We start from the raw sequence: 18454 nt of genomic DNA on the forward strand, positions 1-18454 counted from the left end.
CCTTCAAATCTTTAATCTATTGAATATATCACGATTAAATAGATTGCATGTTATATGTAAAACGTATGGCTAGCTATAGCTTTTAGTAATAGCCCAATCCTTCCCATTTGGACACCACTGTGCAACAAAAAAGCCGCACCAATGTTGGGCGACTCCTTGGCCATCATTTAGTTTTGAAATTCCGTGAAAATCTGAAAGGTTATGCCGAATTTATCTGTCACATCACCAAAACCAGGACTAAAAGGCTCTTCCTTAAACGGAATATTGACTTGACCGCCTTGCTGCAGTGCATCATAGATTCGTTTCGATTGTTCCACCTCATTTGATGTAATGCAAATGGTTACCCGCTTTCCATCAGCAATAGGCGAACCCCATGGAGCATCGGAAAACATGAGCTCCGATTCACCAACCTGCAGCTTTGCGTGTGCCACAAGGCTCTTGTAATCATCGGTAAACGTACTTGGCATATCCGGCATTTCACCGTACGTAATAAGCGAGAGAACCTTGGCACCGATGGCTTGTTCATAGAACTGGATAGCGTCCTTCGTGTTCCCCTCCAGCGTAATATACGGGGTTAGTTTTGAAGTCATACATACTACCTCCTTGGATTTGGACGATATTCGAACGAACCGCTTAGGATCGCTCCGTGTACGCCTTGAAATTGTCCATGATCGCTTGCCAGCCCGCTTGCTGGAACTCTACCGGATTCGTACTTTCAGGGTCAAACGTTTCCACGACCTTCGTTTCGCTGCCTTGCTCCATAAAGGTGATCTCGACTTGTCTCCCGTCTCCTAACGTATATGAAATCAACTCATGCGTTTTCACTTCATCATATACACCGGCAAAATCAAAACCCATGCTGCCATCCTTCGCTTCCATTCTGGTCAGAAACTTGCCGCCCGTCCGCAAATCATTCTCCGCATTCGGCACATGCCAATCCTCAGAAGCTTGATTCCACTTCATAATGTGTGCCGGCTCCGTCCAGCAGCTCCATACCTTTTCCATTGGCGCTTGAATGACGGCCTGAACCGTTATTTTCGTTCCATTACTTGTTCCCATTTTGAAGACACCTCTTATCGTTTTTTTGTTATTCATTGATATAGACGTCATGGGGCCTCGAAATTCATCGGTCTATTTGCTCAGGAAGCCCAAATCGCGAAAATAATTTGGTATTAATGAAATTTTGGACATGCCGTATTTTCCCATCATGCGCTTCAATGACGTGAATTCCCCAAGGGATCAGGACGGACGCATCAGGACTTGGCATATACTGCGCATAAGCAGGATAGCCGCCGTTTACTGTAACTGGCAGGAAGCGTGAGCCTTCGCAATGACTTCGTGTCAGAGAGAAGAATTTGAACAAATCGTCCTTGCCGCGCACCCACATCGGGAAAGGCGGCATCGACATGCAGCCCTCCTCATGGAATAGCGCGACTAGCGCGTCGACATCGAATTGTTCAAAGGCGTCCACATACCGTGTCAGCAGCTCGCGATCCGGCTGAACCTCCATCCGGCTAAGCTCTTCGGAACGGAGCCGGGTCCGATTCATCGTCTCCCTGGCTCTTTGCAAAGCGCTGTTGACGGCAGCTGGCGATAAACTCAACGCTTCAGCGATCTCTTTAGATGACCAGTCAAATACATCCTTCAGGATAAGTACGGCACGCTGGCGAGGCGGTAAGGTTTGAAGTAGTGCAATGAAGCAGAGCTGTAGAGTGTCTTTGCGAATGAAAGCTTCTTCGGGATTCCCCCCCATATCAGGAGCAATCCATACCCATGAGGAGTCGGGCAACGTTTCGCGGGGTTCAATGATGGAGGCCGCCGGTTCAGAGAGATCAACGGGCAGCGCACGGCGTTTGGCTTGTCTCAGCTTGTCCAGACATAAGTTCGTGGCGATGCGATAAATCCACGTTTTATACGATGATTCCTGCCGAAATGAGTCTCTGCTCTGCCATACACGGATGTATACCTCTTGAACAGCATCGTCTGCATCATCGATGGATCCCAGCATTCTGTAGCAGAACGACGTTAACGCCGGTTTTAAATTTTCTAATACTTGCAGATCCAATGTCATCTCGCTCATAGCAGACTCCTTTTGACAGGTGATATTTTGGATATATTTGGTCATAGTTTAACACAGGAGCGTCTAGCAATCACCCTTCCATTATTGTAAAAAAACTATATAATACGAGAAAGGAAGGTGATCCGCATGCTTATCGAAGAGTTACAAAAGAAGTTAATAGATAAAATCATTCTAGAGGCAAGTCCCGCCTTCGTCATTCTATTTGGTTCTTTCGCTAGAGGCACAACTCATGATGAAAGTGATATCGATCTGGCTTATTTCAGTGACAAGCAGCTATCGCCTTATGAACGTTTTGTACTTGCTTCTGAGCTAGCGGCTATTGCCGACCGAGAGGTTGATTTAGTCGACATTAAACAAGTTGATACCGTGTTCACCATGCAAATTTTTGAGCAGGGCATTCCAATCTATATACATAACGAGAATGAATTTACACGCCAAAAAATACGTGCCTATAGCATGTATGCTACGTTAAGCGAACAGCGCGCTACCATTATTGATGCGATTAAAGAACGAGAAACGGATTCGGCAATGAATGATGTTGTTTTGAATAAGGCGGCGACAATCGAACGTTGTATTAAACGTATTCATGAAGTGTACGAGGGCAACCCTGCAAACCTAACGGACTTTACGAAGCAGGATAGCATCATTCTGAATATTCAACGTGCTTGTGAAGCGAGCATTGCCCTAGCCATGCATATTGTCAGCAATCGTAAGCTGGGCGTGCCAAAAGCGAGTCGTGACGCATTTAAACTGCTGCTAGACGCTGGATTAATTGAAAATGACTTAGCACAGACCATGATGAATATGGTTGGATTCCGAAATATTGCTGTGCATGACTACCAGACGTTAGAGCTTGAGATTTTAGAGGCGATTATAGAGAAGCATGTTGATGATTTTAAAGTTTTTACGAAGGTGATTTTACAGTTGGGGGAATAGTCGTATTCTCCATTCTATAGTTAGACACCAATAGCCACTCAACCCATGAGCAGCTATTTCATATTATTGAAACGAGCTAAACAACTCTCGAAGATAATCTCTACGTCCATGCAAAATACGGTGGATGACTACTGTATCATTTATGATCCGATAGAACACCACATACGGACTCACCACAATACTGCCGCTGGGGTATATTTAATCTTACTCTTTTGCGGCATCGATCTTCCTCCGCATTCTTTCCATTACCTGATCATGATCAAGTAATTCTGAACCCTCTGCAATCTGTTTTTCCGCTACTAACAGCTTAGACTGTAATTTGATGCGAGCCTCCATTCGTCTGAATGTCTCATGGCTCATGACAACTAAATCAGCTTCACCGTTTCGTGTTAATACCACAGGTTCATCAATTTCATGGCAATACTTTGAGAAACCGTCGTAATCTTGTCTAATTGTTGTCGAGGGTTTGATGTTCATTTTTAACAACCCTTTCTAATATCATTATTCTGACAGATAAATCAATTGCATAGATTTGATTTTTTGCTGGATAAATGCTCTGGCTTCAGCGGGGGCTACTATTTCGACTTCATTCCCGAATTGCCAAATCAAGTCCACGTAGAACTTCATCTCCTCTGCCGCTATTTTCATCGTCAAGCTTCCGCTCCCATCTGTATTCTGCTGGATGAAGGGTTGAAACCGAGGATTAGATTCCATCAACCACACCCCCTTATTTGTCATCTTAAGCTCGAGTGTAGACGGTTCCCCATCATCCTGATTAGGCTTATCCAATAATGTCTTCTGGCTGATGTCTGCAAGGCAAGCCATTTGATTGTTGAGCGCAGCGGATAGAATCCGATCAGCTCTAAACTGTCTGATATCCTCCTTAGTGAAACAATATGCCGGACAATACCAATAACCAGAGCTGGCATATAGACCGATCGGCTGAATATCTCTCTCCGATACACCGCTGCTGGATTTGTACTTAATCTTGACTACACTACCGACCATAAGAGCTTTCAGGAGAGTTTGCAGAACTTCCGCTGACATCGATCGATAAGGACTCCAGAACATAACTCTATTCTTTAGCCGGTCGATTTGTTCCCTTACATCGGCAGGCAAGTAGTGATAGAACTTATGAAGGGCGGAGTCCACCCCCTCCCCGAAAGGCAAGGAACCAAAATACTCCATCGACTGGCACGCAAAAAACATCGCAATCGCTTCGCTCTCCGTAAAGCTTATCGGCGGCAGGAGTCTTTCTTGAAGCAGCCTGTAGCCTCCTCCTCTTCCCTGAACAGAATATACCGGCACCCCGAGTTCGCTGAGCTCCAGCAAATCCCTCGTAATCGTTCGTGTGGACAGACCGAATTCATCGGCTAGCTCCTTAACGGTAAAAGAAGGTTTGGCGTTGATCCTCATGATCAACTGAATGAGACGCTGCGACTTCTGCAAAGGGTCCACCTCGTTTCTTATCGTTTATTTTATTGTATCTCATAAATAAGACATAAACTGTCTTATTTTAGTGATACGATAACTTTAAGAAAACAATTTAAACTCAAATCCAATGGAGGTCTGATATTAATGATAGAACATTCGCAAGAAAAAGTAGGGTTCGTTTTCATCAACGGGGCGGGCTTAGAGGGTCTTGTTTGGAGTAAAGTTGTAGAGGAGTTCGAACATCCCTTTTTACTAGCTGAGTATCCTCAGAGGAAAGGTTCCGTGGAATCGAGAAACGGTCTTACTTTGGAGGATTACGTGACGGAAATGAAAAAACAAGTAGATGAGTGGGGGCCTCACAAAATCGTAATCGTTGCCCATTCACTTGGGGGCGCACTTGCTCTTAAACTGGCCTCCTTATTGACCGATCGACTAGCGGGGATTGTCGCTGTAGGCGCAGTAATTCTAACGCGGGGCGGTTCATTTTTATCCGCTTTACCTTTTCCCCAGCGAGTCATAATGTCCATCATGCTGCGTACCATAGGTACGAAACCTCCGGAGTCTATCATCCAATCGGGATTGTGCAACGACCTCCCAGCCGATCAAGCTGCGAAGATCGTAAGAGGATTCATTCCGGAATCCAGACGCGTCTATTCCGACCGAGTCAACGTGCCCGTTCCAAGTGTACCAAAGTTATTTGTGAAGCTCACAAAGGATAAGGAGCTTAGTTCTTCGTTACAAGATAAGATGATCTCAAACTTTACCCCGCAAGCCGTACGGAGCTTGGATACCGGACATTTACCGATGATTAGCAATCCAGAGGGTTTGAGGTCGATTCTGGTAGACTTTGTATCGAATGAACTGAGCTCGCGGATACCGAAACGCGAAAAATTTGAAGCCATGCTATGAATCTACATCATTTGGTGTTAGCCACTCAATTGAGCGAAGAGCCACTTTAATTTTTTATAGGAAAACTCGCCGTCACTTATGATACGGTTCAGCGTATCATAAGAAATTTAAAGGGCGCCTTTGTGAGGGCCCCTTTTGCCTTAATACGTTGGCTTGGTTTAATTCTTTAGGCTAATCCATTATCATCTCTTTCCTTTAATGCTTCTTCGATCTCCGATGTTAGAACCGCTAATTTTTCCTTATCCGGTACATTCAACTCGACCTTGTTGCGATTAAATACCGACAATGCCTTAGCTGCTATTTCGGGACTTTCCTTCGAATGCAGCAAGTCGTAAATAACCGCGAACGACTCGGCAAGCTGTTCGTTATCAAGCGTACGCATGGTGATCGTATCTCCATTGTTGGGTGTGCCGAAATAAAATGTATTACCTGAAGGGTCACAAAGAGTAAAACGCCTGTCCTCTTTTAATTCTCTTACCTTCGAAATGCGGGGAAATCCTGTTCGCAGAACTTTTCCCCATGCGCTTTTCATATTGCCGCAGAGCTCCGCATTCAAGCTGTCGACGTCTTCAACCTCAATGAACACCATGCTCGCGTTGGCGCTGGGATCATTTTTTTTACTGCCCCAAAAAAGTAAGTTTACATCCTCGTAGCGTACAGCGGCATACGCATATGGGGCTTTATCCTTAGCGGTTATTGTAAAGCCGATGCTCTCATAAAACTCACACTGTTCATCAATGCTCACGCAAGGCAATATAGGAATGACTTTGCTCAAATTATCTCCTCCAGTTTTACGCCGAGGTTCGGCATTTTTGGTTTTTTTGACTTACACTCCTATCGTACAATATTAATGCAAATGATTAGGTTTGAATAAATCAGCCTTTATATTATAGGGTATAATTAAATGAAGTGGTCATGTGCTTTAAGGTTGAATTACAAGGGGTTGAAAGTTTGATGAATGGCCGTGATATAGCTAAAAAGTTGAATATCAGCACGAGCGCATTGAAGCATTACGAAGCATGGGGGTTAATTCCTACAGTCGAAAGAGCATCAAATGGTTACCGAATATATACAGAGGAGCATGAATCGTATTTCCAATGCATTCGTGCCTTAAAATCAGGATTTGGTATGGATCTGGTCAAGGAAGTCATGCCACGCATCGTCAAGGGGGAGAGGCTTGATGCTCTATGGTTAATAAATAAAGCACAAGTGGACCTGCATGCCGAGAAGCTAACGGTTCAAAGAACAGTCGAGATGCTTGATTTAAGAGAGCTTACTGATCTTCCACTCAACCGCAGCAAACCGTTTTTTACGATTGGAGAAGTGGCGAGAGAGGCCAACATATCTGCATCCGCAATTCGACATTGGGAGAAAGAAGGATTAATTAAATCTGAACGGCACAAAGAGAGCGGGTTTCGCATTTATAGCCCGTCCGATGTCCGAAAGATTCTGATCATTCGTACCGTTCAGAGAGTGGTTTATTCCTTGGATGTTGTTCGTGAAGTATTGTCGGATCTTGATAACCATAACGTTGTTCAGGCTAAAGAAATTGCTCTTAAGTCTTTACAATACATTGACCATACACTCGTAGAGCAAGTACGAGGAATTTTTTATTTGCAGAAGCTTTTTGACATTCTTACTAACCGTGCCTAAGCATCGGTAAATTCAAACTAAATTTTGCTCTACTTGTGAGAAGGTTCAGCTTAACGGTCATACTCCGAAGCTCTTCGAGCAATTGTATTAGTTCCCGTTTTTCCATCCGCCACCCTCCTCTCGTCTGCTCAAGAAAGCATCGGTAGACGCCAAAAACCAAGGAGTTAAGCGAGAACATATCCCTTAGCTCCTTGGTTCATAAAATTACTATCCTATTTAGTTATTGACAACATACCCCACCATAGATTTTCCCGCTATTGGCGGTTCGCCTGATGTACCTTCAGCTGCTTCCCTTTAATGGTTGTATTCTTCATCACATTCAGAACGAGTTCACCTTTGCCGTTAAGAATATCCACGTAGGAGGCGTTATCCTCTATTACAATGATCCCGATGTCATCGGCCGATATCCCGTCAATCTTAGCAATGGTGCCTACGAAGTCTACGGCCCTGATCTTCTTTTTCTTACCCCCGTTGAAATAGAGCTTCAGAACCTCCTGATTCCGATGGGAGCTTCGGTCCTTCTTGATCGTCTGCTGATTCGCAAGCTTCGCTTCAAAAGCAGGAAGAGTACGTGCGATGGTCTCTTTGGACGGGGCGTTACGCTTCTCAATCTCGAACCCGATGTATTGCTGGACGCTGGCAACGAACTTGTCTTCAGACGGTGTAGCGAAGGAGATGGCCTTCCCCGATTTCCCGGCTCTTCCCGTACGGCCACTGCGATGGACATAGCTTTCATTCTCTTGCGGAAAATCATAATTAATAACATGGCTGATGTTCTCGATATCAATCCCTCTGGCAGCCACGTCGGTCGCAATCAGGTAGCGGAATTCCCCACGCTTAAATGCGTTCATCATCTCCGTGCGATCATCCTGCTCCATGCCCCCATGGATTCGGCCGCAAGGGTAGCCATGCTTAGTCAATTCATTAAATACCGTTTCAACCCTGATCTGGGTCCGGCAAAAAATAATGCAGCTATCCGGATTCTCCACAACCGTGATATCCCGCAGCAATTTCAGCTTGTGATCGTCCCTGACGGCATACAGGGAATGCTCGATTTGGCTCGTCGTTCTGGCTTCGGTCTGTACCTCAATATCCAGCGGATCATTCATATATTTGTGGCATAGCTGCTCCACATCTTTAGGCAACGTTGCCGAGAACAGCATCGTCATCCGCTCCAGCGGCAGCTCACGGATAATCTTCTCCACATGTTCAATGAAACCCATGTTCAGCATCTCATCGGCCTCATCAATGACCAAATAACGAATCTGCTCCAAATCAATCGTCTGCTTCTCGATGTGATCAATTAACCGCCCCGGTGTGCCTACAATAACATGATTTCGTTGCTGCAACTGCACCTTCTGTCTGTGAAAAGGCTGTTTCCCGTATACAGCGGTTGCCTTAATTCGTTTATATCTGCCGATGTTCATTATATCCTGCTTAACCTGATCGGCCAGCTCACGCGTTGGCGTCAAAATAAGGGCCTGCGGCCGGTATTCCTGCCATTCCAGCATCTCACAGATCGGAATCCCATAGGCTGCAGTCTTCCCGCTTCCGGTATGGGATTTAACGGTCATATCCTTTTTCCCCAGCGCATAAGGAATGACCTTACGTTGCACCTCCGTCGGCTGCTTATACCCCAGGCTATCCAATGAACGGATAATTTCCTCGCTTAATTCATAATCTTTAAAGCCTTGCTCAACTTGCTCACTCATGAAGTAACCCCTTTATATAAGTAACATGTCCGCGCATTTGTCATTTACAGCAGCTTAATCAGCTCTTCCAGCTCATCAAGCAACACTTTGGCAAGTTCAAAATTTGTATCTTTCAATGCCAATTCAATCTTCATTTCAACGGACTTCTTCTTCTGTTCCATTTCCAAATAGTCTTTACTGAAGTGGCTCGCATAAATCATCTGTCTGAACTTGCGCATACTCATCTTACGAATTGTCTTATTTTCAATAATTAATACATAATTCATACCATTCACAACGGAATAGAAATCATGTGAAATCATCAGAATCGCGCCTTTATAGTCGATAATGGCTTTCTCTAGTGCGATCTGGGTGTAAATGTCCAAATGGCTTGTCGGTTCATCAAGAAGCAGTACGTTGGCCTGACTGGCAGCAACCTTGGCTAGCTGAAGTATATTTTTCTCTCCGCCAGATAACGTTCCGATCTTCTGATCCAGGATTTCACCTTCGAAACCATAGTGTTTAAGATAAGCTCTAATCTCATCATAGGTTTGAAACCCGGCGTCAATGAATTCATGGAGTATGGTATTCGAATCCGTTAACGTTTCGCCTTGAAGCTGAGACAAATAAGCAACTTTAGCATCGGCATTTATTTCAATGGAGTCATGATGATTTCGAGCGATTTCCCGGAGCAAAGTCGTTTTCCCGGTACCGTTCGCACCGATAATGGCTACTTTATCACCCGATTTGATTTCAAAGTTCACATGATGCAAAAGCAACTCATCAAAGGCAGCACTATAATTCTCCACATTTATGAGAGTGGTGTCTTCCACTATATGATCCAGCTCAAACCGAATCTTTGGTTGCTTGATATCAACAAATGGCGCTTTAATTCTACGTGCTTCCAATCGTTCCTGAAACCGGACTCTGGCCTTTAACGCCCTTCCTCTGGATGCTTCTGAATTATATTCTGCGATCGCTCTAAGATTATCAATAATGACATCATAGCGCTCAATCTCTTCCTGTTCAGCGACTGCGAGCTCCTGCATCTCAATCTTGGTCTGAAGTAAAGAGAAATTGTACTCGATATATCGCCCATCAAACTCCTGGATCTCCGCGTTCTCGAGGTGTATTATTTTGTTAAAGCAATGGTTCAACAGATACCGGTTATGCGTGACAACGAGCAGCATGCCCTTGTGGGAATTAATGAGTTTCTTAAGTGCGTTCAGGTTTTCAAAATCCAAAAAGACATCCGGCTCGTCCATAATTAGCAGTTCCGGGTGATTCAGCATTTCCTTCATCACTTGAATCAGCTTAAATTCCCCGCCGCTCAGGTCGGTTACGCTGGAGTCTTTGAGCTTCATCAGGTTGGCCAGATTTAGCTTCTTATTAATGTTGCTTTCAAAATCATCCCCGCCCATGGCTTCAAACGCGTCCAACGCCAATTGATACTTCTCCAGCAGGTCATCCATATTCGAAGAGGTTTCCATCTCTGTACAGATCGATGTGATTTCGTTCTGAATCTTAATGAATTCTTCTCCAATATATTCGAAGACCGTTACTTCTTTTGTGTTGTCTACTTGCGAGAACTGACTGACATGCCCGATTCTGCAATTCGGGTCAATCTCAAGCTTCCCCTCAAACAAATACCTTTCAGGGTCCATCAGGATATCGATCAGCGTAGTTTTGCCGCTACCACTTGTACCTATGAAAGCGCAGTGTTGGCCCTCTTCTAACGTGAACGAAATATTTTTATACAGTTCCTTTTGCGGAAATGAAAAGGATAAGTTATCAACTTTGATCATCGTATTACCTTTCTGGATAGCTAGGATGGTGACTATTGTTGGTGTATGGCGATGGTAAGACAGAACATAAGTCTGAGTTGCCGTTGTTCAGCGTAACACTGTTCCCTGGTAAGTTCAATTGGTTTGTGGGTTTGGGTTTCTTGGGTGGTTGATTTAGAAGGATTGGTTCGTGGATATATGTATAAATTATCTCATAATACCATACCGCAAGAGTGTTCATATCCATAAATAAAAGCTTAAGGAGGATCACGTTATGCTCCAACGTACGAGGAAGTTTCACAGCAAATTCTAGTAACGGAGGCCTTGCATCAGCTAGAGAAGAAGAGCTGTTTTCCCATGACTCCATTAATGCAACGGTCTTCTTGTCTTTGGTGAGAGCTGATTAGCCATTAACCAAGTTCCATTGCTAGCTCGTAATCTTTTTTTAATGTCCTCGCGCGATAAACTAATAACTTAATTTCGTTATAATTCTTATTGCAATTCATTTCGCTCTACTTGTGGTACGGTTAACCGTATCACAAATAGAGCGAAAACAGGGGTGCCAAATGGCACCCCATCAACAAACGTACAATTAGCTTCTTGCTCTCGACTCCAGCTTATTTTTTATACTCACGATATTGCCAGTGTGTGCAACTTCAGTCTTCAGATAACCTTCTTCCAATCCCAGCAACTCTTCCACTTCTTCACGAAGTAAGCTCAGGCCGTAGTGTTGCGAAAGCTTTTGCATAAATGTATCTCCGGATATATAATCATTTTCAATTAATAGCTCTATAGCTTGCTTCATGGACACTGGATCTCTTAGGTTTTTAACATCATCTAGGGGCTCCTTTGTTCTCCACCCTTTATGACTTATGGTTCGCTGCATATACTGATAAGTTCCTTCATTTATCGCTCCCAGCTTGTAAGCCCGCATTACCATTGCTCCTATGGACACACCCCACTTTTTTTTAAGTAGTTTATAGTACATAAGATCATTTGGATGAATGGATACATCTCTAAGGAAGCTTTCTCTTGGTAGAAGAAATGCTGCTGCAAAGTCATTTGCTTCCTGTTCTATTTGTTTAAACTCTTCCTTGCTCAAATCATCAATATTCAAATACGGATCATGAAGAACTTTATGGCCCAGTTCATGAGCCACATCGAATTGACGTCTGTAAAAAGACTTTTTGTCATTGCCTAAAACAATTGAATAGTATTGTTTTCCTTCTATTACATGTTGAGATCCAAATGCATCGATAGTCTTCTTACCTAACATCAATGAAGAGATAACAAAGCCCTTAGTCTCAAGTAAGTAAATAATATCTTTAACTGGCTTATCGCCAAGAGACCATGCTTCTCTAACTTTTTCGGCAACTTCTTCTACATTTTCAATGTCTTGGTCTGAAAAGTCAGGTACATCAAGTTCGGGAAAATCTACGTATTCTTCTAATAAGGCGCGAATAATAGTTAAGTACTTTATCCGATCATATTGCATCTCTCTCTCTTTTTTTCCAGTAGTCAACAATGATCGAAAGTATGTGTTTCCTGTTTTTACCTCAACAGAAGTCTCATAAAAATATTCTTTAGGAAATTTCAAAACATTTGTTATAAGCAACAATGAATCTAAGGTAGGAACTGCCTTGTCATTTTCATATTTTGATATCATCTGCTTACTAACACCTAATTCATCAGCTAAATCGGTAATGGTTAGACCACGATAAATTCTCCCCTCCCTTAGCCGAGAGCCGTTAAACTGTCTTTGAATCATCAAAATTCCTCCTTGTTTCGAGGAATGTTAACCTTTATCTTCCTCATTAATATCCACTTCATCCGATCTCTTCGTTGCAATTTCTTGATCGAAATGTTCTTTCCGTTTCTTAACCGATAGTTTGACTTTCGGAATGACATCCATATTATCCATAACTTCTTCGTGTAGAACAGTCAGATCGCTATACTCGTCCTTAGAAACATACATAGACCAATCAGCTTTATCAATCAGCTCAAAATACCGATTGAATAATCTAGCTTCTACCCCCACTATCTTCTTATCCAATTCTTGAGCTACTACAAATATTACCTGGTTAACCAAAGGATATTCTTCACCGAGTATCTTCTGTGCTTCCATAAGCCTTTTATGTTCATAATCCTCTGTCAACGTTGTTTCAAATAAAGTCAGTTGCTGATTCTCAAACTCTAAAGGTCCGCTGTTCAGTGAGACAAAAGCATGAAAATAATGTATCTTGTTTTTCCCAAAATTCTTAATTACTATGTCTAAATTCTTTTCCTTCGAAAATATATATAGGCTGCCTGTATCAATATCCAATGCACAAATAAAGGTCCAGATACCCCTTTTTCTAGTGAGTACAACCAGATCATTAAGCAAGGCTGCTTGTTTAATACGGTCAAATCGTATATCCCAAGATCCTCCATTTCTGAAGTTACCCGTGTCCATACCATACTCTTGCTTTATTTCACTGATAACATTATCTGTTCCCTCGGTAAAAGATTTAACTAATAATTCAGCCATATATCCATTTAAACCTAATCGATCTAACATTATTGTTCCACCTCCAAAGCATATATATTCAGAATTATCTTAATAATACTACATTTTATTAAATAAAGTAAACCTAATGCTACTAAAAAATATTTTTATTCGCTTTCTTTTTCATCTTTAAACTCATTTAATTCTATCTCATTTAGCCATTAGATCTCTAAAATACCCAAATCCAACCTTGAATACATAATAATCAAATTCCCTTAACCGCACATTGTTGCTAGCAACTTTCCATTTCTCTCGGATGAGAGCAGGTAGAAGCAACCGGACGATGAATTTTTAAGTTTGTCAAAACCAACAGCCATCCAACGCCGCAACCCTGCATTCTTCCTCCAAAATTAGGATTAACAAAATATGTACCCATCTCATCCCCCAAAAACTCTCCTGAAATGTGGATCCATCCCAATGAGGTTTTACACAGTAACTTACCAGGTCTATAGAGTTTCTAAACCCAAAATTTCGCCCTACATATGATATGGTTCACCGTAATTTATCTAAGCACAAAGTAAAGTTTGACCATAAAATATACATCAGTATAAAGACAAAGCCACTCCTGACAATGGAGTGGTTTCTTTAAACATACGTAATTGTATATATTATCATACTTCACTTCTAAGTTTCCAAGACTCCTCTGCCAATTCAAGCAGTACCTGAGCGACTAATATGAGATGTCTTGACTCTTCTTTCTGGCTTTTTATATCGTCTTCTTCTAAGTTACTTATCAGCTTATCAATTACCATAATAAACCTAAGTGATGCACTCGCAATAAACCCAAATCGAACAAGCTTGGAATTACCTTCCCACCCCTGATCTCTAAGTCCTTGTAAATAGTTTTGAAACAACTCTTCCTTATATTCTTCTACCTTGTTAACTGGAATTTTATTCTTTGTTAATGCATATCCAAACATTCGACCAAGCTCTTCTCCTACACCTGAAATGCTTGCAAACTGCCAATCAATCGCTAATAATGAATCGATGCCATTCACTTGCTCTATAAAAATGTTATCCCAGTGTACGTCTTGATGGGCGAATACACGGGGTAATAATTCTATTGTTTCCAGTAAGCTATTTACTCGTTTTCTATTGATATGATAAAGCCCCCACATAGAGCTATTACCCTTAAAATCCTCCAAACAAGAATCCCAAATAACTTTTTGCTCCTCAATCGGTTTAGCATAAGCAGCACAAACCTCTACCCACGAACGTATCCAAGAGTGGCATAAAAAAGACTCCGTAGGAAGAGGAGTTCCTGTTATGTAAACGCCATGAGGGACTACATCTCGAATAAAAATAACTGATAGGACCTCAAACCACTCAAAATCTGGTTGTTGCAACTTCATATTCATCAAGCGATTATTATCCTTCTTGATATACTGGTCATTTGATAGCAATTTGCTGCTAACAATTTGACTAATCACTGCTTTTAATTCAATTCCAGGTATAGCTTTATATTCATTTCCTTTTATGTGCTGTAAACACCCAATATCTATTGCAGCTGTCCCTTCCTATTAAATCCTGCATTAACAAAACCGCATCCAGTTTATTTTTTAGAAGCATCAAAGAAACTAGCTAGGCTAAAGGACAACAACAAAGATAATAGTATAAGTGTAAGGGCAACTAAGTAAATCAGAGTCCTAACTGAGCTTTTTAAGCAGAGTCCTGGAATTATAATTATTGTTACAGATCGACTACCATTGTCAGGTTCCAAAATCCACAAATGCTGACATACGTAAGATTAGTGAGGTAGCTGCTACGTAATAGTTTTTAATTTTATTTTTAAATAAAATAGTGTACAATTTATATGCGTGTGGCTAGATCTTTCGCTTGTGTTTCGCAGGCGTTAACAAAAATGTCGGGAGGATTTGCTTCTCTCTATTCTATTTTTATCGTTTTATGATATTCGCTAATTTGATCGGATTAATCGCATAATGAGTAGCCACACGTGTATTAATGGAGGTGTTATAAAATTGGAACAATTCAACAATTTAAAGTCACGTAACGAATTTTCTGATTTTTTAAATATACCTAGAAAACAGCTTAGTTATTTACTATATATTAAAAAAATTAATAATTCATATACAACGTTTGAAATACAGAAAAAAAGTGGTGGTGTTCGTAAAATTAGTGCACCTTCAGATGAACTTAAGGCTGTTCAGAAAAAACTTGTGGAGGCTCTATATAAGCATAGAAAAAGCGGAAATGGAAATAAATTCTCTCATGCTTTCGAAAAACAAAAAAGTATCATTACAAATGCTAGGATTCACAGAAAAAAAAGGTTTGTTTTGAATATTGATCTAGAGAACTTCTTTGAAAGCATACATTTCGGACGAGTTCGAGGCTTCTTTAACAAAAACAAAAACTTTTTGCTGCCAATTGAAGTAGCCACAATTGTAGCTCAGTTGTCATGCTACGAAGGAAAACTTCCTCAAGGAGCCCCTAGTTCTCCAATTATCTCAAACCTAATTTGTGAGATTCTTGACTACAGATTATTCAAAATTGCAAAAAAATATAAGTTGAACTATACACGGTACGCTGATGACTTAACATTTTCCACTAATGACAATAATTTTGTTAATAACCAAGATGATTTTTACAATATACTATATACAGAATTGGAGAAATCAGGGTTTAAAATCAATGAAAAAAAGAAAAGACTACAACTAAATAGCTCAAGACAAGAAGTTACTGGGCTTGTTGTTAACGAGAAATTAAATGTTAACAGAGTTTACTATAAAGAGACCCGAGCAATGGCTCATCAACTTTATAAGCAAGGAGAGTTTACAGTTAATGGTAATAAAGCTACCTTATTGCAACTTGAAGGTAGATTCTCCTTTATAAATCAGCTAACCTGGTATAACAATAAAATTGATGACCGCAAGCATAATTTTCATAATCTAAGTTCTAGAGAACTTCAATATCAAAAGTTTTTATTCTATAAGTACTTCTTTGCGAATCCTAAACCATTAATTGTAACCGAAGGTAAAACTGATGTTGTTTATCTAAAGTCTGCTCTAAAAAGTCTTTATAAAGAATATCCAAACTTGATTACAAAAAATAAAGACGGAGCCTTTCAGTTGAAAGTATCCTTTCTTAATAAAACAAAGCGACTACAATATTTCATGGGAATTTTTCGAGACGGAGGTAGTGCGCTAAACAATATTTATAATTTCTATGATCATAAGAAATCTCTCCCTGATTACCTCAAATATTTTCAAAACATAAGTAACACATCACCAAGCAATCCCGTGTTCCTATTGTTTGACAATGAAATTAAGAGTAAATCTAAGAAACCTATAGGGCAATTTCTTAATCATATAAGCCTAACTGAAAAAAGAAAAAGTTTACTGGAAATAGATTATATTGTTAAGCTAATAGGAAATTTGTATCTTTTAACTGTTCCCCTTGTTAAGGGAAAAGAGGAATGTGACGTAGAAGACTTATTCGATAATACTGTTCTATCACATACAATTAGTGGTAGGATTTTCACGAAAGAAGACAATTATGACGTCTCCAAATATTACGGAAAAGATATCTTCTCTAAATATATATTAAAAAATTATAATAATATTAACTTCAATGATTTTAAACCTATCTTGGATAACATTTCTCAAGTAGTAGATAGCTATTCAAAGGAAACTGTCACAAATGGTGTTTTGGAAATTAGTCACAAAGACAAAGTACCTTTAGAAGTTTAAACCCGAAGAAACCTAATATTTGTAACGACAGTAAAATACCTATTCCTTTAAGGAATAGGTATTTATACACTCTCTCTTTATTACATTATCTCTCCTGTTATCATAGCACAACTCCCTCTGGATATTTAATATTATCAAGTCTTCATATGCGTCCTTTTTATAGCTGCAGTACTGAAAGTAGCCTAGAACAACACTTATTATAAGATTATATTTTTAACAAAAAAACTTACAATGTTGTGCCGCCTGAGAGGAAATCCTGATATTTTATCTAAAAGGTTTACTTATAAATCTGACTTTCAAAGATTGTGTTAAACTTTTCAAAATTATTGTTTAAATTTTTTGATATATCTTGAAATGATACCCCTACTGGTAATAACTTCACTACTAAAACCATTAATAATATGTATGATATATGGAACATGTAAAAAGAATGAGCGTACGTGTTTAAGTTTGCCTTGCTGCTTCTAAAGGTTGAAGAGAATACACTTCCATGAAAACGTTCATTTCGATAAGTATACAAATACCCATTTAGTGCTAATCTAATTTGTTGTCTGATGTTTAGTTGATATGTCTTCCCAGATAGAGTAACTATATCACCTCTTAAGATTTTACAGAAAAGTTGTCCGACTAAATAGTTGGCACTCTTTTCACCATATAACTCTCCATTTTTTTTAATTCTACTCTTACTTTCGAGGTATTTCTTACTTAGCTCATTATAAAGGCTATTGCCGAGAGCATCCTTTACCCTTTTCTGAATGTTTAATTGATGATCTGCACTTTGATTAATGATTGTCGATCTAGTAACATCCTCAAACAATCGCCTTACCAGATACTCGCCCGATTGTTTAGGAATTAGGTTCATCAGTTTTAAAAAGGAAAGTGCCAAGTCGGGCTGTTTTTCCTCATCAATAAGATCACACCAAAATTCATTGGTGACCTTATCAAGTAGCTTGTGTTCCCTTCTAATAGACCACGAGTTTTGGGTATTTAAAAATCCAAGAAAATAGTTGATTGCACTCCACAACTTTTCAAATGCAAGATCAGGCCGACCGGGTAGACTATCAATAGTATCCATTAAGTAGGATACAATCATATGGGTTTCTGGATCCTCACTCTCTTCAAATTTTTGCGGTTCAAAGGTAGATGTTTTTAAGAGTTCTAACCTTTCAGCGTATAAAATTTCTGCTGGAAATTTAAGTGTTTTCGAGTCCGTTTTTGGTTCAATCCAATTATTATAGTATTCCACTCGCATAGAGCTAAAGCAGTTAATTTTTTGCAAGTTTATTCCCCCTTATTCTTTTATTCAAACTATATTTAATTTTATAATTATTAATCAATCTGTCTATCTATTTTCCAGTATAAGTATCTCATTGGTACTGATTTGAGATATTGATAAATATCAGGTTGCATCTAGAATGTATAAAATCTAACTCTCTCCTCTTTTTTGGCTATATCATGTTACGGAATGTAGTGTCTACTCATTATAGTGGATAAATACTAACAACATTTTTAAGCAGATTTTCCCTCTTGAAATCCCCCGTAACTTTGATTTCTAATGCAAATGAGTCTCTAGAATTCTGTTTATATGAAGTTTAGAGAATCCTCTTTGCTCACTTTCTTTTTGAGATCGCTATATCTTTTCATTAAAAAGAAAATGATAACCTGCCTAATTTATGAATTATATTTAGGATTCTTCTTAGTAATTAGTTTCCTAA

The 18454-nt window shown here is 40.1% G+C and carries 17 protein-coding genes and 1 pseudogene; 5 read left to right on the plus strand and 13 right to left on the minus strand.

Annotated elements, in window-relative coordinates:
* Positions 1 to 167: 167 nt before the first annotated feature.
* The 3 genes from BLW49_RS12885 to BLW49_RS12895 form a co-directional block, all read right to left on the minus strand.
* Positions 168 to 590: a VOC family protein gene (locus tag BLW49_RS12885; protein ID WP_076314196.1), complete on the minus strand. Its 423-nt coding sequence runs from the start codon at positions 588 to 590 to the stop codon at positions 168 to 170.
* 43 nt (positions 591 to 633) lie between these two features.
* Positions 634 to 1059, minus strand: a complete 426-nt coding sequence (locus tag BLW49_RS12890) for an SRPBCC family protein (RefSeq protein WP_090724997.1) — start codon at positions 1057 to 1059, stop codon at positions 634 to 636.
* Positions 1060 to 1123: 64 nt separating this feature from the next.
* Entirely contained in the window at positions 1124 to 2125 is a 1002-nt protein-coding gene (locus BLW49_RS12895) for a sigma-70 family RNA polymerase sigma factor (RefSeq protein WP_371264554.1), read from the minus strand.
* Positions 2126 to 2206: 81 nt separating this feature from the next.
* Here BLW49_RS12895 and BLW49_RS12900 point away from each other — a divergent pair.
* A pseudogene (locus BLW49_RS12900) lies at positions 2207 to 2440 on the plus strand (nucleotidyltransferase domain-containing protein); the annotation flags it as partial.
* 168 nt (positions 2441 to 2608) lie between these two features.
* Positions 2609 to 3016: a type VII toxin-antitoxin system HepT family RNase toxin gene (locus tag BLW49_RS12905; RefSeq protein ID WP_076314585.1), complete on the plus strand. Its 408-nt coding sequence runs from the start codon at positions 2609 to 2611 to the stop codon at positions 3014 to 3016.
* A 63-nt stretch (positions 3017 to 3079) separates the two neighbouring features.
* Here the strand turns inward: BLW49_RS12905 and BLW49_RS29470 are convergent, their stop codons facing one another.
* Genes BLW49_RS29470 through BLW49_RS12920 form a run of 3 tightly spaced genes read right to left on the minus strand, consistent with a single transcriptional unit; the run spans position 3080 to position 4465 of the window.
* A complete protein-coding gene (locus tag BLW49_RS29470; RefSeq protein ID WP_371264555.1) occupies positions 3080 to 3193 on the minus strand; it encodes a type II toxin-antitoxin system RelE/ParE family toxin in 114 nt (37 codons plus the stop codon).
* 27 nt (positions 3194 to 3220) lie between these two features.
* Positions 3221 to 3493, minus strand: a complete 273-nt coding sequence (locus BLW49_RS12915) for a type II toxin-antitoxin system Phd/YefM family antitoxin (protein ID WP_090724999.1) — start codon at positions 3491 to 3493, stop codon at positions 3221 to 3223.
* A 24-nt stretch (positions 3494 to 3517) separates the two neighbouring features.
* Positions 3518 to 4465 carry a helix-turn-helix transcriptional regulator gene (locus BLW49_RS12920; protein WP_090725000.1) on the minus strand — a complete coding sequence of 316 codons (948 nt, stop codon included), beginning with the start codon at positions 4463 to 4465 and terminating at the stop codon, positions 3518 to 3520.
* Between the two features lie 129 nt (positions 4466 to 4594).
* On the opposite strand from BLW49_RS12920, the gene BLW49_RS12925 reads away from it, so the two are divergent.
* A complete protein-coding gene (locus BLW49_RS12925) occupies positions 4595 to 5359 on the plus strand; it encodes an alpha/beta fold hydrolase (RefSeq protein WP_090725002.1) in 765 nt (254 codons plus the stop codon).
* Between the two features lie 166 nt (positions 5360 to 5525).
* Here the strand turns inward: BLW49_RS12925 and BLW49_RS12930 are convergent, their stop codons facing one another.
* Positions 5526 to 6134 (minus strand): VOC family protein, encoded by a 609-nt coding sequence (locus BLW49_RS12930; protein WP_090725003.1) that lies wholly within the window; start codon positions 6132 to 6134, stop codon positions 5526 to 5528.
* 179 nt (positions 6135 to 6313) lie between these two features.
* Between BLW49_RS12930 and BLW49_RS12935 the strand changes: the two genes are divergently transcribed.
* Positions 6314 to 7012, plus strand: a complete 699-nt coding sequence (locus BLW49_RS12935; RefSeq protein WP_090725005.1) for a MerR family transcriptional regulator — start codon at positions 6314 to 6316, stop codon at positions 7010 to 7012.
* Positions 7013 to 7266: 254 nt separating this feature from the next.
* On the opposite strand, the gene BLW49_RS12940 is transcribed toward BLW49_RS12935, so the two are convergent.
* The 5 genes from BLW49_RS12940 to BLW49_RS12960 all read right to left on the minus strand — a co-directional run bounded on the left by BLW49_RS12940 (position 7267) and on the right by BLW49_RS12960 (position 14390).
* Positions 7267 to 8724, minus strand: coding sequence for a DEAD/DEAH box helicase (locus BLW49_RS12940; protein WP_090725006.1), 1458 nt, complete (start codon positions 8722 to 8724; stop codon positions 7267 to 7269).
* A 44-nt stretch (positions 8725 to 8768) separates the two neighbouring features.
* Entirely contained in the window at positions 8769 to 10508 is a 1740-nt protein-coding gene (locus BLW49_RS12945) for an ABC-F family ATP-binding cassette domain-containing protein (protein ID WP_090725008.1), read from the minus strand.
* Positions 10509 to 11079: 571 nt separating this feature from the next.
* Positions 11080 to 12255 carry a helix-turn-helix domain-containing protein gene (locus BLW49_RS12950; protein WP_090725009.1) on the minus strand — a complete coding sequence of 392 codons (1176 nt, stop codon included), beginning with the start codon at positions 12253 to 12255 and terminating at the stop codon, positions 11080 to 11082.
* 27 nt (positions 12256 to 12282) lie between these two features.
* On the minus strand, positions 12283 to 13044 hold the full coding sequence (locus BLW49_RS12955; protein WP_090725010.1) for a DUF5986 family protein: 762 nt from the start codon (positions 13042 to 13044) through the stop codon (positions 12283 to 12285).
* Positions 13045 to 13643: 599 nt separating this feature from the next.
* Positions 13644 to 14390, minus strand: a complete 747-nt coding sequence (locus BLW49_RS12960; protein WP_143042116.1) for a hypothetical protein — start codon at positions 14388 to 14390, stop codon at positions 13644 to 13646.
* Between the two features lie 621 nt (positions 14391 to 15011).
* Here BLW49_RS12960 and BLW49_RS12965 point away from each other — a divergent pair.
* Positions 15012 to 16739, plus strand: coding sequence for a retron Ec67 family RNA-directed DNA polymerase/endonuclease (locus BLW49_RS12965; RefSeq protein WP_090725014.1), 1728 nt, complete (start codon positions 15012 to 15014; stop codon positions 16737 to 16739).
* Between the two features lie 277 nt (positions 16740 to 17016).
* Here BLW49_RS12965 and BLW49_RS12970 read toward each other — a convergent pair whose 3' ends face one another.
* Positions 17017 to 18018, minus strand: a complete 1002-nt coding sequence (locus BLW49_RS12970; RefSeq protein WP_090725015.1) for a hypothetical protein — start codon at positions 18016 to 18018, stop codon at positions 17017 to 17019.
* Positions 18019 to 18454: the final 436 nt, after the last annotated feature.

It is taken from the genome of Paenibacillus sp. PDC88 (assembly GCF_900106725.1).
GTDB lineage: Bacteria > Bacillota > Bacilli > Paenibacillales > Paenibacillaceae > Paenibacillus > Paenibacillus shunpengii.

Excerpts from the sequence above, each read along its gene's own strand:
- BLW49_RS12885 (WP_076314196.1), bottom strand. The coding sequence starts at position 590 with ATGACTTCAAAACTAACCCCGTATATTACGCTGGAGGGGAACACGAAG.
- BLW49_RS12890 (WP_090724997.1), bottom strand. The coding sequence starts at position 1,059 with ATGGGAACAAGTAATGGAACGAAAATAACGGTTCAGGCCGTCATTCAA.
- BLW49_RS12895 (WP_371264554.1), bottom strand. The coding sequence starts at position 2,125 with ATGACCAAATATATCCAAAATATCACCTGTCAAAAGGAGTCTGCTATG.
- BLW49_RS12905 (WP_076314585.1), top strand. The coding sequence starts at position 2,609 with ATGAATGATGTTGTTTTGAATAAGGCGGCGACAATCGAACGTTGTATT.
- BLW49_RS12915 (WP_090724999.1), bottom strand. The coding sequence starts at position 3,493 with ATGAACATCAAACCCTCGACAACAATTAGACAAGATTACGACGGTTTC.
- BLW49_RS12925 (WP_090725002.1), top strand. The coding sequence starts at position 4,595 with ATGATAGAACATTCGCAAGAAAAAGTAGGGTTCGTTTTCATCAACGGG.
- BLW49_RS12935 (WP_090725005.1), top strand. The coding sequence starts at position 6,314 with ATGAATGGCCGTGATATAGCTAAAAAGTTGAATATCAGCACGAGCGCA.
- BLW49_RS12940 (WP_090725006.1), bottom strand. The coding sequence starts at position 8,724 with ATGAGTGAGCAAGTTGAGCAAGGCTTTAAAGATTATGAATTAAGCGAG.
- BLW49_RS12945 (WP_090725008.1), bottom strand. The coding sequence starts at position 10,508 with ATGATCAAAGTTGATAACTTATCCTTTTCATTTCCGCAAAAGGAACTG.
- BLW49_RS12950 (WP_090725009.1), bottom strand. The coding sequence starts at position 12,255 with ATGATTCAAAGACAGTTTAACGGCTCTCGGCTAAGGGAGGGGAGAATT.
- BLW49_RS12955 (WP_090725010.1), bottom strand. The coding sequence starts at position 13,044 with ATGTTAGATCGATTAGGTTTAAATGGATATATGGCTGAATTATTAGTT.
- BLW49_RS12960 (WP_143042116.1), bottom strand. The coding sequence starts at position 14,390 with ATGAATATGAAGTTGCAACAACCAGATTTTGAGTGGTTTGAGGTCCTA.